The organism is Streptomyces sp. NPDC004610, from assembly GCF_040609715.1.
Classification (GTDB): domain Bacteria; phylum Actinomycetota; class Actinomycetes; order Streptomycetales; family Streptomycetaceae; genus Streptomyces.
On sequence record NZ_JBEXLA010000009.1, the window covers coordinates 90,479 to 106,170 of the forward strand.

General features: G+C 74.1%; 11 protein-coding genes. 3 read left to right on the plus strand and 8 right to left on the minus strand.

Annotation, left to right across the window (positions count from 1 at the left end; all coding sequences use genetic code 11):
- Positions 1-172 precede the first annotated feature (172 nt).
- Complete coding sequence (locus ABZX40_RS12210) at positions 173-1,540, minus strand: glycosyltransferase family 39 protein (protein WP_355732359.1); 1,368 nt, start codon at positions 1,538-1,540, stop codon at positions 173-175.
- A 225-nt stretch (positions 1,541-1,765) separates the two neighbouring features.
- On the opposite strand from ABZX40_RS12210, the gene ABZX40_RS12215 reads away from it, so the two are divergent.
- Positions 1,766-5,140 carry a hypothetical protein gene (locus ABZX40_RS12215; protein WP_355732357.1) on the plus strand — a complete coding sequence of 1,125 codons (3,375 nt, stop codon included), beginning with the start codon at positions 1,766-1,768 and terminating at the stop codon, positions 5,138-5,140.
- A gap of 21 nt (positions 5,141-5,161) precedes the next feature.
- Here the strand turns inward: ABZX40_RS12215 and ABZX40_RS12220 are convergent, their stop codons facing one another.
- From ABZX40_RS12220 to ABZX40_RS12230, 3 genes are all read right to left on the minus strand, one after another.
- Positions 5,162-5,998 carry an aldo/keto reductase gene (locus tag ABZX40_RS12220; RefSeq protein ID WP_355732356.1) on the minus strand — a complete coding sequence of 279 codons (837 nt, stop codon included), beginning with the start codon at positions 5,996-5,998 and terminating at the stop codon, positions 5,162-5,164.
- Between the two features lie 123 nt (positions 5,999-6,121).
- Entirely contained in the window at positions 6,122-7,948 is a 1,827-nt protein-coding gene (locus ABZX40_RS12225; RefSeq protein ID WP_355732354.1) for an AMP-dependent synthetase/ligase, read from the minus strand.
- Positions 7,949-8,155: 207 nt separating this feature from the next.
- Positions 8,156-9,034: a LysR substrate-binding domain-containing protein gene (locus tag ABZX40_RS12230; protein WP_355732353.1), complete on the minus strand. Its 879-nt coding sequence runs from the start codon at positions 9,032-9,034 to the stop codon at positions 8,156-8,158.
- Between the two features lie 185 nt (positions 9,035-9,219).
- Between ABZX40_RS12230 and ABZX40_RS12235 the strand changes: the two genes are divergently transcribed.
- Positions 9,220-10,233: a bile acid:sodium symporter family protein gene (locus ABZX40_RS12235; RefSeq protein ID WP_355732706.1), complete on the plus strand. Its 1,014-nt coding sequence runs from the start codon at positions 9,220-9,222 to the stop codon at positions 10,231-10,233.
- Here ABZX40_RS12235 and ABZX40_RS12240 read toward each other — a convergent pair.
- Positions 10,169-11,404, minus strand: a complete 1,236-nt coding sequence (locus ABZX40_RS12240) for a DUF4185 domain-containing protein (protein ID WP_355732351.1) — start codon at positions 11,402-11,404, stop codon at positions 10,169-10,171. The genes ABZX40_RS12235 and ABZX40_RS12240 overlap by 65 nt on opposite strands.
- 11 nt (positions 11,405-11,415) lie before the next feature.
- Positions 11,416-13,308: a sialidase family protein gene (locus tag ABZX40_RS12245; RefSeq protein ID WP_355732349.1), complete on the minus strand. Its 1,893-nt coding sequence runs from the start codon at positions 13,306-13,308 to the stop codon at positions 11,416-11,418.
- 108 nt (positions 13,309-13,416) lie between these two features.
- On the opposite strand from ABZX40_RS12245, the gene ABZX40_RS12250 reads away from it, so the two are divergent.
- The gene (locus tag ABZX40_RS12250; protein ID WP_355732347.1) at positions 13,417-13,854 is read left to right on the plus strand and encodes a MarR family winged helix-turn-helix transcriptional regulator; all 438 of its coding nucleotides are present in this window, start codon (positions 13,417-13,419) and stop codon (positions 13,852-13,854) included.
- A 110-nt stretch (positions 13,855-13,964) separates the two neighbouring features.
- Here ABZX40_RS12250 and fdhD read toward each other — a convergent pair whose 3' ends face one another.
- Both fdhD and ABZX40_RS12260 read right to left on the minus strand, forming a co-directional pair.
- A complete protein-coding gene (fdhD, locus tag ABZX40_RS12255; protein WP_355732345.1) occupies positions 13,965-14,813 on the minus strand; it encodes a formate dehydrogenase accessory sulfurtransferase FdhD in 849 nt (282 codons plus the stop codon).
- Between the two features lie 17 nt (positions 14,814-14,830).
- Entirely contained in the window at positions 14,831-15,691 is an 861-nt protein-coding gene (locus ABZX40_RS12260) for a 2Fe-2S iron-sulfur cluster-binding protein (RefSeq protein WP_355732343.1), read from the minus strand.
- Position 15,692: the final 1 nt, after the last annotated feature.

Consider the following 15,692-nt stretch of genomic DNA (forward strand, 5'->3'; position numbering starts at 1 on the left):
CGCCCCGCGCCGAGCCGACGCTCCCTCCGACGGCAGCACCCCGCCCCGCCCGCCCGGCCCCGCCGGGTGCGCCCGCGCCCGAAACACCCCCCCCATCAACACCCCCCATCAACACCCCCCCATCAACACCCCCCCATCAACACCCCCCCATCAACACCCCCCCATCAACCCCTCAACACCCCCCCACCCGCACGAACAACACCACCCGCGCCCCCCGCAACCCCCACTCCCCGCACGGCTCGAACGCCGTCGCCAGGACCTCCCGTTTGGTGCGTTCCAACGGGGTCTGGTCCAAGGGCTGGCCCTGCGGGTCGCTCACGGCGAGGACGCGGGGGGTCGCGAGCAGGCGGGCGCGGAGGGTGGCCGGGTCCGTCTCCGTGCCGTAGAGGGTGCGGGAGGCGGCCGGGCCGGAGGCCAGGGCGAGGTCCCGCAGGCCCGCCACCGAGGACGGGTCGGCCAGGGTCCAGACCCGGCGCCGGCCGGGGAGGTACAGCACACCGTCCGCGTTCCGGCCCGCCGCGCGGAGGGTGTCGGATATCGCCGTCACATCGTCCAGCCTGCTGTCCGGGGTGCGCAGATGCAGGGAGTACGGCACCAGCGCCAGCACCGCCGCCCCGGCCACCAGCAGCACCCGGGGCCGGGCCCGGCCCAGTACCGCGCCGATCAGCAGGGCCGCGCCCGCCTGGGAGTACAGGACGTACCGGTCCACGTACAGCGGCTTGGCCAGGGACGCCAGGAGCAGGACCGACGGCGGGACCACCAGCAGGGCGAGGGACAGCGCGGGCAGGCCGCCCGGGGAAGGGCGTCCCCGGCGGAGCAGCGCCGCGCACAGCACCCCCACCGCCGACATGCCCGCGAAGCCCGCCACCGCGCCCCCCTCGATCCCCCCGATCCACGCCACCTGCTCCGACTGCCCGACGCTCAGCAGCACCAGCGGGGTCAGCAGCGCGCACACCGGCAGGGCCGCCGTCAGCCAGGCCCGGCGGGCACGCGCGGGGACCGCCACCGCGTGCGCCAGGAGCACCAGGACCGCGAACTCGTGCAGGAGGCAGGCCGTCAGCAGGACCGCCGCGTACCCGGCCCAGGTCCGGCGGGACCCCGTGGCCGCCGCGCGGGCCAGGAGATACGTCGCCCCGATCACCAGCGCGCAGACCAGCGCGTACGACCTGCCCTCCTGGGCGTAGCGCTGGACCGGGGGCAGGAGGGCGAAGGTGAGCCCGGCCGCCAGGCCCGTCCGGGGGCCCGCGAGGCGCAGGCCGAGCAGGGCGAGGGTGCCGCAGGCGACGGCGGTCGCCAGCACCGACGGCAGCCGCATGACCAGCAGCGGATCGCTGTCGCCGGTCAGCCGGAACAGGGCGTGCATCAGCAGGTAGTACAGGCCGTGCACGGCGTCCGCCCCGCCGAGCGTGCCCCACAGGTCCGGCAGCGCCCGCCGGGCCATGTCGTACGTCACCGCCTCGTCCCGCCACAGGGTGCCGCCGCGCCGGACGCCCCACAGGCCGAGGGCGAGGGAGACGGCGGCCGGGACGAGGACCGCCACCCGCGCGGCGCGGGTCCGGTCCCGGGCGGCAGGGGCGGGGCGGCGGGTGGTGGCGCGGGGGTGCTCAAGCGTGGCGATGACGGGCTCCGGTGCGATGACGTCGGCAGGGACAGACGTCGAGTCCAGGCGCCGGACGATTGATGGGCAGCCCCCTTCCGGAGCGCCGATCAATCGGCGGGGGCGGATTGCTAGCGTGGGAACGGCCGGTCAGGGGGGATGAGGGAGATGGGTCGTAGGGAGAAGCCGCTCGATCCGGCCGCGGGGGCCGTCCAGCGCTTCGCCTTCGAGCTGCGCAAGCTGCGCGACGAGGCGGGCGCCCCGACCTACCGGGCCATGGCCGCCCGCGCGGGCTACTCCGGCCCGACCCTGTCCGCCGCGGCGGCGGGGGAGCGGCTGCCGACCCTGCCGGTGCTCCTCGCGTACGTCCGGGCCTGCGGCGGCGACGAGGCCGACGAGGCCGACTGGACCGCGCGCTGGCGGGCGGCCGTCGCCGAGTCCGCCGAACCGGCCGCCCCCGATGGCCCCGACGGCACCGACAGCCCCTATCCCGGCCTCGCCCGCTTCGAGACCGGCGACGGCGACCACTTCCACGGCCGGGACGACCTGATCGCCGAACTCGTCGCCCTCACCGCCCGCCGCCGCGTCCTGGCGGTGGTCGGCGCGTCCGGCAGCGGCAAGTCCTCGCTGCTGCGCGCCGGACTCGTCCCCGCCCTGCGCGCGACCCGCACACCGGACGGGCCCGCCGCCATCCGGGTCGTCACCCCCGGCGCCCACCCCGCCCGCACCCACGCGGAGCGCTTCGTCCCGCATCCCGGCGCCGGTGGCGGGGACACCCTCGTCGTGGTCGACCAGTTCGAGGAGACCTTCGCGCTGTGCCGGGACCCGGCCGAGCGGGAGCGGTTCGTCACGCTGCTGCTGTCCGCCCTGGACCCCGCGAACCGGCTGCGCGTCCTGATCGCCGTACGCGCCGACTTCTACGGGCGGTGCGCCGAGCACGGGCCGCTCGCGGCGGCGCTGCGGGACTCCACCCTCCTGGTCGGCCCGATGGCGGCGGCTCAGCTCCGGGAGGCGGTGGTCCGGCCCGCGGGCGCCCGGCGGCTGATCGTCGAACGCGCCCTCACCGCCCGGATCGTCGCCGATGTCGAAGGACAGCCCGGCGGACTGCCGCTGATGGCGCACGCCCTGCGCGAGGTCTGGCGCCGCCGCACCGGCAAGACCCTCACCCTCACCGCGTACGAGGCGATCGGCGGGGTCGACGGAGCCGTCGCGCACACCGCCGAGACCCTCTACGCCGGGCTCGGGCCCGCCGAGCGGACCGCCCTGCGCCGGCTGCTGCTGCGGCTGGTCACCCCGGGCGACGGCACCGCCGACACCCGCCGCCCCGCCGACCGGGCCGAACTCGGCGCCGACCCGGTCACCGCCGAGGTGCTGGAACGGCTGGTGCGGGCCCGGCTGCTGACCGTCGACGGCGACACCGTCGATCTGGCCCATGAGGCGCTGCTCGTCGCCTGGCCCCGGCTGGGCGGCTGGCTCACCGAGGACCGGGAACGGCTGCGCGCCCACCGCAGGCTCACCCAGGCCGCCGGGGCGTGGCACGAACTCGGCCGCGACGACGGCGCCCTGTACCGGGGCGTCCGGCTGGCCGAGGCGCGGGAGCTGTTCGGGACGCCGTCCGGTGCCGGTCCCGCCGAGCTGACCGGGCCGGAGGCCGCGTTCCTCACCGCCAGCACCGCCGCCGACGACCGCGCCCGGCGGGCCGCGACCCGGGCCGCGCGCCGCACCCGCGCCCTGCTGGCCGGGCTCGCCGCGCTGCTGTGCCTGGCCGCCGTCGCCGGACTGACCGCCTGGCGGCAGAACGAGGTCGGCGACCGCCGCCAGCGGGAGACGGAGGCCCGCCGGGTCGCCGCCCTCGCCGAGACCCTGCGCACCGGTGAGCCCCGTACCGCGATGCGGCTCGCCCTCGCCTCCTGGCACCTCGCCGATCTGCCGGAGACCCGGCGGGCCCTGCGCGCGGCGGCGGCCCAGAGCGACCAGGACGCGTTCACCCGGCCGGAGGGCGGATCGCCGTACGACAACGAGCCGAGCTGGCTCAGCCGGGACGGGCGGACGCTGACCTTCGTGGCGAGCGACGACCGGGTGGTGCGGTGGGACGTGCCCAGCGGGCGGCAACTGGGAGAGCTGTCCCTGCCGGGGGTCACGGAGGGCGTGTTCGCCGTCGGCCCCGACGGGCGGCTCCTCGCCCACCGGAGCGCGGATGGGAGGGAGCTGCTGATCACGGATCTCACCGCGGGCACCACCCGCAGCATCACCACCGCCACCGGCGCGGACACGGATGTGGAGTTCGGTCCGGACGGCGATTCCCTGCTGCTGCGCCGGACCCTGCCGGACACGGACGGGCGGGCCGAGCTGGAGGTGTGGGACCTGACCCGGCGGCGGCTCCTGCTGCGGCACGACGGGTACCTCGGCCACGGCCCGATCCCGGTCCTCGCGCCCGGCGCCGACCGGTTCGCCTGGTGCTCGGAGGGCGACGCGCTGCTCGTCCTCGACATCGCCACCGGCGACCCGCTCGCCCTCTCCGTGCCGCGCGCCACCGAACGGCTGCTGTGCGGCGCGGGCGATCTGGTCTTCACCTCGGACGGCGACGGCCTCGCCGCGGCCACCGACGAGGGAGTGGTCACCTGGGACCTCGCCGCCCACCGCGAGCGGCCCCGGCTGCCGGTCGCGGGCGGGGTGCGGGAGGTGACGTTCGCCGGGCCCTACGCGCTGACCTCGCGGACCGGCGAGCTGGCCCTGTGGCGCACCGACACCCCCGCCCCGCCGGACGGCGCCCCGCGCGAGCCGGTGTTCACCCAGCCCCTCGCCGGGGCGGTGGTCGACGATCTCCGGCTGGACCTGCCCGCTGGGGTGCTGCGCCATCGCGCCGGAGGCCAGAACGAGGTGATCCGGACGGTGTCCCTCCAGGGGCTGACCGGAGCGTCCTGGCACCCGGAGCGCGCGGACCCGGGGAAACCGGGCGAGTCGGGGGATGTGGTCGCCGTCCAGCCCGGTACCGGCCGCACACTCACTCTCGAGGGGGATCTCGTGGGCGGCGGCATCGACATCCCCCAGCGGGTGGTCTCCGGTGAGGATCTGCTGGCGGCGGGCGCCTTCAGCGCCGATGGGGAACTGCTCGCGGTCAGCGATCTCCACGGGCGGCTGACGCTGTGGGACATCCGGACCCGGCGGCGGCTCGCCGTGCTCCACATGGACTCCAACAATCTGCACCGCCGGGCCCTGGCGTTCTCCCCCGACGGCGGTCTCCTCGCGGCGAGCGCGGCCGACGGGTCCGTGCTGGTGTGGGAGACCGCGTCACCGGAGCTGGCCCCGACCGTGCTCCCGGTCGGCGACGGGCCGGTCCGCGCGCTGCGCGTCGACCGGGACGGCCGGCTGACCGTCGACACGCCCCATCTCACCGCCCGCACCCGGGAGCTGACCCCCGAACGGGCCGCCGCCCGGCTCTGCGTACGGGCCGGGGGCGGCCCCGACGAGGTCGAGTGGTCCCAGTACCTCCCCGGCTCGGGACCGCACCGGGACCTCTGCGCGGACACGGACGGCGGCTGAGACGCCCCCTCGGTCCCCGCGTCAGCCGACGTTGAACGTCGACGGGTCCGCGCCCGTGCGCCGGCCCTCGTTCAGCGCGCTGATCGCCGCCAGGTCCTCCGCGTCCAGGGTGAAGTCGAAGACGTCGATGTTCTCCCGGATCCGCGACGGGGTCACCGACTTGGGGATCACCACATTGCCCAGCTGAAGATGCCAGCGCAGCACGATCTGGGCCGGGGTGCGGTTGTGCTTCTGGCCGATCGCCACGATCGCCGGGACCTCCAGCAGGCCCTTTCCGGAGCCCAGCGGCGACCATGCCTCCGTGGCGATGCCCTGCTCCGCGTGGTACTCGCGGGCCGCGTGCTGCTGGAGATGGGGGTGCAGTTCGATCTGGTCGACGGCCGGGATGACCGAGGTCTCGGCGATCAGCCGCTCCAGGTGCTCCCGCTCGAAGTTGGACACGCCGATCGCCTTGACCCGGCCGTCGGCGTACAGCTTCTCGAACGCCTTGTAGCTGTCCAGGTACCGGTCCTTGGCGGGGGCCGGCCAGTGGATCAGATACAGGTCCACATAGTCCAGGCCCAGTTTGGCCAGCGAGGTGTCGAACGCCCGGAGGGTGGCGTCGTAGCCCTGGTCGCTGTTCCAGAGCTTGGTGGTGATGAACAGTTCCTCGCGGGGGACGCCGGCGGCGGCGACGGCCCGTCCGGTGCCCTTCTCGTTGCCGTAGATCGCGGCGGTGTCGATGCTGCGGTAGCCGGCCTCCAGCGCGGTGGACACGGCCCGCTCGGCCTCCGCGTCCGGCACCTGCCACACGCCGAAGCCCAGCTGGGGCATCTCGACGCCGTTGTTGAGGATGATCGGGGGGACCTTGCTGCTCACGCGCTCTCGATCCTTCGAAGTCGTTGTCCGGTGAACTCCCATCGTCAACGATCAAAGGCGGTCCCGCATTCCTGACGGCACAAACCAGCCGTCGAGTGACCGGCGGGCGCCCTGTCAGGGCCGTCACGACCGGTACAGCGCCTCCACCTCGTCGGCGTAGGCGCGCATGATCGCCCTGCGCTTCGGCTTCAGCGACGGCGTGAGCAGCCCCTGCTCCTCGGTGAACGGCCGGGCGAGGATACGGAAGGTGCGGATCGACTCGGCCTGCGAGACCAGGGTGTTGGCGGCCACCACCGCGCGCCGCACCTCCGCCTCCAGCTCCGCGTCCCGCACCAGCCGCTCCGGCCCCGGCTGCGGTCTGCCCTGGAGCTGGAGCCAGTGCGCGACCGCCTCCGGGTCCAGGGTGATCAGGGCGGCGACGAACGGCCGGTCGTCGCCGACCACCAGGCACTGGCTGACCAGCGGATGGTCCCGGACCCGGGCCTCCAGCGGAGCCGGTGAGAGGCTCTTGCCACCGGCCGTCACCAGGATCTCCTTCTTGCGGCCGGTCAGGGTGAGATAGCCGTCGTCGTCCAGCGTGCCCAGGTCACCGGTGGCGAGCCAGCCGTCGCGCAGGGCCTCCCCGGTGGCCTCGGGGTCGTTCAGATAGCCCTGGAAGACGGTGCCGCCGCGCAGCCACACCTCACCGTCGTCGGCGATGCGGACGCTGACGCCGGGGATGGGGCGGCCGACCGTGCCGTAGCGGGTGCGGCCGGGCGGGTTGGCGGTGGCGGCGGCGGTCGACTCGGTCAGCCCGTAGCCCTCGTAGATCCGGACGCCCGCGCCCGCGAAGAACAGGCCCAGGCGGCGGTTCATGGCGGCACCGCCGGACATGGCGGTGCGCAGCCGCCCGCCCAGCGCCGCGCGCACCTTGGCGTACACCAGCCGGTCGAAGACCCGGTGCTGCATCCGCAGCGCCGCCGAGGGACCCGGCCCGGTGCCCCAGGCGCGGGCCTCCACCGCGTCGGCGTAGCGCACCGCCACCTCCACCGCCTTCTCGAACGGCCCAGGGCGCCCCTCCCGCTCCGCCTTGCGGCGGGCCGCCCGGAACACTCTCTCGAAGATGTACGGCACGGCCAGGACGAACGTCGGCCGGAACAGCGCCAGGTCGGGCAGCAGGGCGGCGGCGGTCAGCTCCGGCTGGTGCCCGAACCGCACCCCGTGCCGGACCGCCGCGACCTGCACCATCCGCCCGAAGACATGCGCCAGGGGAAGGAACAGCAGGGTGGCCGCCTCGTCGCCCCGGCGGGAGCGGAACACCGGCTCCCAGTGCGTGGTGAGCGTGTCCGCCTCGTGCATGAAGTTGCCGTGGGTGAGGACACAGCCCTTGGGGCGGCCGGTGGTGCCGGAGGTGTAGAGGACGGTGGCCACCGAGTCGGGGGTGACGGCCCGCCGGTGGCGGTGCACCACGTCGTCGCCGATCGCCGCGCCCGCCTCGGACAGCTCCCGCACCGCGCCGGTGTCGAGCTGCCACAGTCGGCGCAGCGCCGGGAGCCGGTCGATGACGGTGGCGAGGGTCATCGCGTGGTCCTCGTGCTCGACGACCACCGCGCTCACCTCGGCGTCGGAGAGTATCCAGGAGCACTGCTCGGCCGACGAGGTGGGGTAGACGGGCACCACCTGGGCGCCGATCGTCCACAGGGCGTAGTCGAAGAGGGTCCACTCGTAGCGGGTGCGGGACATCAGGGCGACCCGGTCGCCGAACCGCACACCCTGGGCGAGGAGTCCCTTGGCGAGGGCGAGGACCTCGTCCCGGAAGGCGGCGGCGGTGACATCGCGCCACCGCCCGGTGTCGTCCTTGCGGCCCAGCGTGCGGTGCCCGGGGTCGTCCTGGGCACGCTGGAAGACCGTGTCGGCCAGACCGCCCACCGGCCGGGCCGACGAGGGCGAAGGATTGGTGAACTCGCGCAAACCCGCTCCCCGGTGACCGTGCCGATCCTCACAGGGCGTGAAAGTTACCGCACGGTCGGGACAGGGGGGAGAGGTGCGCGGGGCGGGGAACGCGCTGGACGGGGTAGGGCGAACAGCGCATAAGAGGAGGTGTCGGACGGGTATCTGACGGAGGAGTAAGTTTCGGCTCCGTAATCTCCACCGAATCTGTACGACCCGATGACCCGCTCAGGGGCGCGGTGACGGCCCGCGATGCAGTCCCGCGCCCGCCGCCAGGATCGCCCCGGCCAGCGCGTCGGCGGCGCCCGCCGAGGAGGGCCCGCGCCGCCCGTGCACCAGCACGAAGTCCACCGGCCCCAGCTCCGGCAGCCCGGCCCGGTCCGGCACCCGGACCAGCCCCGGCGGGACGAAGCCCCGGGAGTGGGCCATCACCCCCAGGCCCGCGCGGGCCGCCGCGATCAGCCCGTTGAGGCTGCCGCTGGTGCACACGATCCGCCACTCCCGCCCCTGCCGCTCCAGCGCCTGGAGCGCGAGCGCCCGGGTGAGGCCGGGCGGCGGGTAGACGATCAGCGGGACGGCCCGCTCGGCGTCCAGCCGCAGCCGCTCCGCGCCGATCCACACCAGCCGGTCGTGCCAGACCAGCTCGCCCTGGGTGTCGCCGCGCCGCCGCTTGGCCAGCACCAGGTCCAGCTTCCCGGCGGCCAGCATCTCGTGCAGGGTGCCGGAGAGTTCGACGGTCAGCTCCAGATCGACCTCGGGGTGGTCGTGCCGGAAGCCCTCCAGGATCTCCGGCAGCCGGGTGAGCACGAAGTCCTCCGAGGCACCGAAGCGCAGCCTGCCGCGCACCCGGGTGCCGGTGAAGAACGCGGTCGCCTGCTCGTGCACCTCCAGCAGCCGCCGGGCGAAGCCGAGCATGGCCTCGCCGTCCTCGGTCAGCTCCACGGAGTGGGTGTCCCGGGTGAACAGCGGGCGCCCCGCCGCGTCCTCCAGCCGCCGCACATGCTGGCTCACGGTGGACTGGCGCAGCCCGAGCCGCCGGGCCGCCTGGGTGAAGCTCAGCGTCTGGGACACCGCGAGGAAGGTCCGCAGCTGGGTCGGGTCGTACATAGGGGTGAGGCTAGCCCAGGTCATCGCGGATCATGATGACAGTGAGAGTGGTATGCGGGATTCCCGATCAAGGAAGGGAGGAGCACAATCGGACGGGGGGCCCGCGGGCTCCGCGCCGAGTGACAGCACCGCCGACGGACAGAGTTAAGTGGAGCACCGTGAAACGCCTGCGATGGCCCGCCTGGATGCCGATCGACCCCTACATCCTGCTGATGCTGGCCACCGTGGGGTTCGCCGCGCTGCTGCCCGCCCGCGGGGTGGCCGCGGACACCGTGGAGGGCGCCTCGACCGGCGCCATCGCCCTGCTCTTCTTCCTCTACGGCACCCGGCTGTCCACCCGGGAGGCGGTCGACGGCCTCAAGCACTGGCGGCTCCACCTCACTGTGCTGGTGTGCACCTTCGTCCTCTTCCCGCTGCTCGGCCTCGCCGCCCGGGGACTGGTCCCGGTGCTGCTCACCGACCCGCTCTACCAGGGCCTGCTCTTCCTCACCCTGGTGCCCTCCACCATCCAGTCGTCCATCGCCTTCACCTCGATCGCCCGGGGCAATGTCGCCGCCGCGATCTGCGCCGGGTCCTTCTCCTCCCTGCTCGGCATCGTCGTCACCCCGCTGCTGGCGGCGTCGCTGCTGGGCGGGAGCGCGGGCGGGTTCGCGGCCGGGTCGGTGCTGGAGATCGTGCTGATGCTGCTGGTGCCGTTCCTCGCCGGGCAGTGGCTGCGCCGCTGGATCGGCCCCTTCGTCACCCGGCACAAGAAGGTGCTCGGACTGATCGACCGCGGCTCGATCCTGCTGGTCGTCTACGCCGCCTTCAGCGAGGGCATGGTGCACGGCATCTGGAGCCGGATCAGCCCCGCCGAACTCGCCGGACTGCTGGTCGTCGAGGCGGTGCTGCTGGCCGTGCTGCTCTCGGTGACCTGGTACGGGGCCAAGGCGCTGCGGTTCGGGCGCGAGGACCGGATCGCGATCCAGTTCGCCGGGTCCAAGAAGTCCCTGGCCGCCGGACTGCCCATGGCCAGTGTGCTGTTCGGGCCGCAGGCCGCGCTCGCCGTGGTGCCGCTGATGCTGTTCCACCAGATGCAGCTGATGGTCTGCGCGGTCATCGCCAAGCGCCGGGCGCGCGACCCCCTGCCGCCGGTCACCGGGCAGGCGCCAGCCGCAGCGTCACGAACCGCGGTCGGTACAGGGACACATTCCCGTTGAGCTGCGCCGCCGCGCCCGTGGTGTCCAGCCAGTTGACGTCGTGGCTGAGCACCAGCCGCCCGTCCGCGCCGCTCACCTCGGGATGGACCTGCGGGTTGTAGGCGGCGACCCCGGCGCGCGGCAGGGCCGGGGCGAACCCCTCGCCGGGACCGTGCCAGGGCCCGGTGGGGGAGCAGGACCAGTACGAGGTCACCGTCGACAGACCCGCCGCGCCCGCCGCCATGGTGAACAGGACGTAGGTCCCCCCGTCGCGCACCACCGAGAAGGCGCTGCCCACCCCGGTCTCCCGCTCGTCCCCCAGCACCGGGCGCGGCCCGTCCCGCGCGCTCCACGCCGAGCCGGTCCAGAACCGCCAGGCCGCCGGATCGCCGAGCCGCCCCTCGGGCACCCGCGCCACATACGCCGAGGACACCGGCCGGGACACCGCCTGCCCGTCGTCACCGCCGTAGACGTACGTCCAGCCGTCCTCCTCGATCAGGGTGGTGCCGAAGAGCACCCGGCGGGACGGGTCCGGCAGCAGGCTCTGGTCGAACACCGTCGTGATCGACTCGACCCGCAGGGCGGGCAGCGACAGGGTGGCGACCTCGGTGGCGGTGGGCACCCCGTAGATCCAGGGCGGCTGCCCGGCCGCCCGCACCCAGAGCAGGACCCGGACCACCTGTTCGGCGGAGCCGGGCGCGCGGGGTTCGACCCGGGCGGCGACCGGCCAGCGCCAGCGGTCCGGGGCCGGGTCGGGGAAGAGCGGGGCGGCGAGGGTGGTGTCCAGCCGGTCGCCGTCCATCACCACGGCCGAGTTGCGGACCATCGGGGCGGCGGAGTCCCGCCAGGTGTGCGACTCGCCGGCCGGGTTGGGCGGGCCGTACACCCGGCCGAGGAAGGTGTCGGAGAACAGCCACAGCAGCCGGCCGTCCGGCAGCCGCACCGAGTGGGTGCCGTCCCCGCCGGTCCAGTCGTCGGTGCGGGCCGGGTCGTCGCCGTAGCGGGCGAACTCGCCGGTGAGCCCCTCGTCCTGGGACCAGTCGGTGACGGTGAGGGGGCCGCACGCCTCCGTGTCGGGATCCGGGCCGCCGCCGTCGGGCAGGGCGGTCAGCAGGACGGCGGCGAGCACCAGGGCCAGCAGCACCACACCGGCCCCGACGCCCCCGCGTCGGCGGGCTTCGTCGTCGGGCACGCTCCGCGACGTTAGCCGCCCGCGATGATCCGGTCCATGGGCAGATGCAGCACCGGGGTGGCGTACGGCCCGACACCCGTCAGCCGCAACGCCGTCAGCTCCCCGTCGGTCAGCGCCTTGTCGTACACCCGTACGTCGTCCAGGGCGCCGGTGAAGTGGGCGCGGCTGTCCATCCGCTGGCCGATGTGCACCCCGAAGGGCGAGTTGCGGCTCACCGAGCCGGTGACATCGGCGGTGGTGACCGACTCGCCGTCCAGGGACAGGGTGAGTTCACCGCCGCCGCGGCGCAGCGCCAGATGGTGCCAGACGCCGTCGTTGTGGGCGCCGGAGGTGCTCAGGGACGTCGAGTGCCAGGCGGTGGCGCCGGTCCGGGTGGTGATCAGACCGCGCACCCGGCCGTTCGCCGGTTCGCCGCGCAGCCACACCTGCGGCTGATTGACCCCTGTGCCGCCCATCCACAGCATCGGCTGCTCCCCGGTGGTCGCGGTGTAGCGGAACCACAGGGAGGCGGTGAAGTCCTTGGCGCCGAGCGGCAGCCGGGCGTCATAGGGCAGCCGTACCGCGTCGTCCACGCCGTCGAGGGCGAGGGCGTTGCCGCGGACGCCGGGGGTGGTGGCGGCGCCGCCGAGGACCGCGGCGGGCGGCGCGGACGGGGCCTGGTCGGCGGTGGTGGGGTCGGGGCCGCGGCGCGGGGCGAGCCAGTCCTCGGTGAACCGGGCGAAGCGGATCTCGTCGCGGGCGTCGACCGCGCCGCCCTCGTAGAGCAGGCCCACGGTGGACGAGCCGAGGTCGGCGAGATCGGAGTAGCCGGCCCAGTCGCGGCTGACGACCGTGCCCCGGTCGACGCTGTCCCAGGTGCGTCCGCCGTCGTAGGAGGAGCGGACCATCATCGTGCGGCGGCGGTCCGGGTCGGCCGGGCAGGCCAGCAGCATCCGGTCGCCGAACCGCAGCAGCGCGCCCTGCACCTGCGGGGTGTAGAGGTCGGGGACGTGCTGGAAGGGGGTGTCGAAGCTGCTGCCGCCGGTGGTGCTGACCGCCTGGCTGCGGTGGCCGAGGGCGGTGCCGTCCTGCTCGCGGGCGCTGATCAGCAGACTGCCGTCGGCCTGCGCCTCCAGGGTCACCTCGGAGGGCTTCTGGCCGAAGGTGCCGTCGGCGGCGATCGGCCAGGAGTCGGTGGCGCCGACCCGCCAGGTGGTGCCGCCGTCGTCGCTGATGATCAGGGCGGCGTCGTTGGCGGTGACCCGGCTGCCGTTCCAGGTCTCGGCGTTCACCCCGAAGACCAGCCGTCCGGCGTAGGGGCCGGAGTCGATCTGCACGCCGTGCACCGGGCCGGTGGCGTACCAGGAGTTCCAGCGCGCGGGCTGGATCTGGGCGCTCAGATCGCGCGGCGCGGACCAGGTGCGGCCGTCGTCGTCGCTGTACTGGAGGTAGGGCGTGCGCGGGCAGGGGATCTCGCAGCTGGCGCTGTCGGTGCGGCCGGGGTTGCGGGTCTGGGCCAGCAGGATCCGCCCGGTCTCCCGGTCCACCAGCGGCGAGGGGTTGCCATGGGTGTCGCCGCCGCCCTCGCTGACCACCTGGAGCGGGCCCCAGGTGCGCCCGCCGTCGGTGGAGCGCTTGACGACGAGGTCGATGTCGGTGGCGTCCCCGCAGTTCAGGACCCGGCCCTCGGCGAAGGCCAGCAGGGTGCCCCGGGTGGTGCGGACGATCGCCGGGATGCGGAAGCAGGCGTAGCCGGGGTCCTGGGACGCCTTGAACAGCACCTGCTGCTCGAATCCCGAGGCGGTCCCGGACCTGGACGGGCCGGACTCGGACGCCGTGCCGGTCGCCGGGGTCAGGGCCGCCACCAGGGAGGCGACGACGGTGACGAGGACGGTTCTCAGAGGGGCGTGAAGGCCACGGGGCATGGACACCGTCCTCCGTAATCGTTGGGGTTCCCACCAAGATCGTGGGAGGTACCAATGATTAACACACGATCATAGGAAAGTCCAACAACTTCAGGTTAGTCTGTGGCCATGGCCGATGCATCCGCGCCCGCGATCCGCTCGCTGCCGAGCTGGCTGCTGGGCCGGGCCGCCGCGCGCGGCCGGGCACTGGTCGCCGAGGCCCTCGCCGCCGAGGGTATGCGCACCTGGCACCATCTGGTGCTGTCCGCCGTGCGCGACCTCGGCCCGGTCGCCCAGGCGGACGTGGGCCGGGGCGTCGGCCTCGACCCCAAGGACATCGTCGGGATACTGAACGAACTCCAGTCCGCCGGGTTCGTCGTCCGCGAGCCCGACCCCCGCGACCGCCGCAAGAACGCCGTGTCCCTCACCGGCAAGGGCGATCTGCTGCTGCGCCGCTGCGAGCGGCTCGCCCGCGAGGCCAACGATGTGCTGCTCGCGCCGCTCAGCGCGACGGAGCGGGAACAGTTCGTCCGGCTGCTCGGGCGGATCGCGGCCGACGACCGCTGACCGGACCGTGAAGCGAGCCGTGGAGCGGCCAGGGTGAGGCGGGGCCCCTGCGGCGCAGGGGGCGCTCCCCGCCGGTCGGGGCCCCGCCGCCGTGTCGCGGTGAGCCGGGCTCAGCCCTGAGCGGCCGGGGCCCGCAGGGCGATCCGGTGCTCACCCGCGTACACGTTCATGGAACCGCCCCGCAGAAAGCCCACCAGCGTCAGCCCCGACTCCGCCGCCAGGTCCACCGCCAGCGACGACGGCGCCGACACCGCCGCCAGCACCGGTATCCCCGCCATCACCGCCTTCTGCGCCAGCTCGAACGAGGCCCGCCCGGACACCAGCAGCACCGCCCGCGACAGCGGCAGCCCGCCGCTCTGGAGCGCCCGGCCGACCAGCTTGTCGACCGCGTTGTGCCGCCCCACGTCCTCCCGGACGTCCAGCAACTCACCCTCCTCGCTGAACAGCGCCGCCGCGTGCAGGCCCCCGGTCCGGTCGAAGACCCGCTGCGCCGCCCGCAGCCGGTCGGGGAGGCCGGCGAGCAGTTCGGGCCCGACCCGGACCGGGGGAGTGTCGGAGATCGGCCAGCGCGCGGTGGTGCGCACCGCGTCCAGGCTGGCCTTGCCGCACAGACCGCACGACGAGGTGGTGTAGACGTTCCGCTCCAGGGTGATGTCCGGGATCACCACCCCCGGGCCCGTCCGCACATCCACCACGTTGTAGGTGTTCGAGCCGTCGGCCGTGGCCCCCGCGCAGTAGACGATGTTCTGGAGGTCCGCCCGCTCGGCGAGGACGCCCTCGCTGACCAGGAACCCGGCGGCGAGCGCGAAATCGTCCCCCGGGGTGCGCATGGTGATCGCGAGGGGCTTGCCGTTGAGCCGGATCTCCATCGGTTCCTCGGCGACCAGCGTGTCCGGGCGGGTCGAGACCGCCCCGTCGCGGATGCGGATCACCTTGCGTCGTTCCGTGACTCGTCCCATGGTCCCGATCAGTCCGTTCAGTCCCGGTTCTGTACGTGCTGGTAGCCGAAGCGTCCCTTGATACAGAGGTTGCCGTGGGTCACCGGATTGTCATGCGGAGAAGTGACCTTCACGATCTCATTGTCCTGCACATGGAGCGTGAGGTTGCAGCCCACACCGCAGTACGCGCACACCGTGGTGGTCTCCGTCTGCCGCTCCTCGTCCCAGGTGCCGGCCGCCCGCATGTCGAACTCCGACTTGAACGACAGCGCCCCCGTCGGGCACACCTCGATGCAGTTCCCGCAGTACACACATGCCGAGTCGGTCAGCGGGCCGTCGTGCTCGACCGCGATCCGGGCGTCGAATCCCCGGCCCGCGACCGAGATCGCGAAGGAGTTCTGCCACTGGTCGCCGCAGGCGTCGACGCATTTGTAGCAGAGGATGCACTTGTCGTAGTCCCGGACGTACAGGTCGTTGTCGACCCGGGGGTCCTCGCCGAGCCGGGCCGCGTCGGGGCCGAACCGGTCCGGCTCCGCCCCGTACTCCTTGATCCAGCCGGCGACCTGCGGGGTGGTCGACAGATCGACCGAGGACGCCAGCAGCTCGATCACGACCTTCCGGCTGTGCCGGGCCCGCTCGGTGTCCGTACGGACCTCCATGCCCGGCTCCGCCCGGCGCGAGCACGCCGGGACCAGCGTCCGCGCCCCCTCCACCTCGACCACACACACCCGGCACGCGTTCTTCGGGGTGAGGGTGTCGCCGTGGCACAGGGTCGGGATGTCCTTCCCGGCGGCCCGGCAGGCGTCCAGGATCGTCGCCCCCTCCTGGGCCCGCACCTGCTCCCCGTCGAGGGTGAACTCCAGCAGCCGGCGCGGGATGCCCAGCTCGGTCACGGTCATG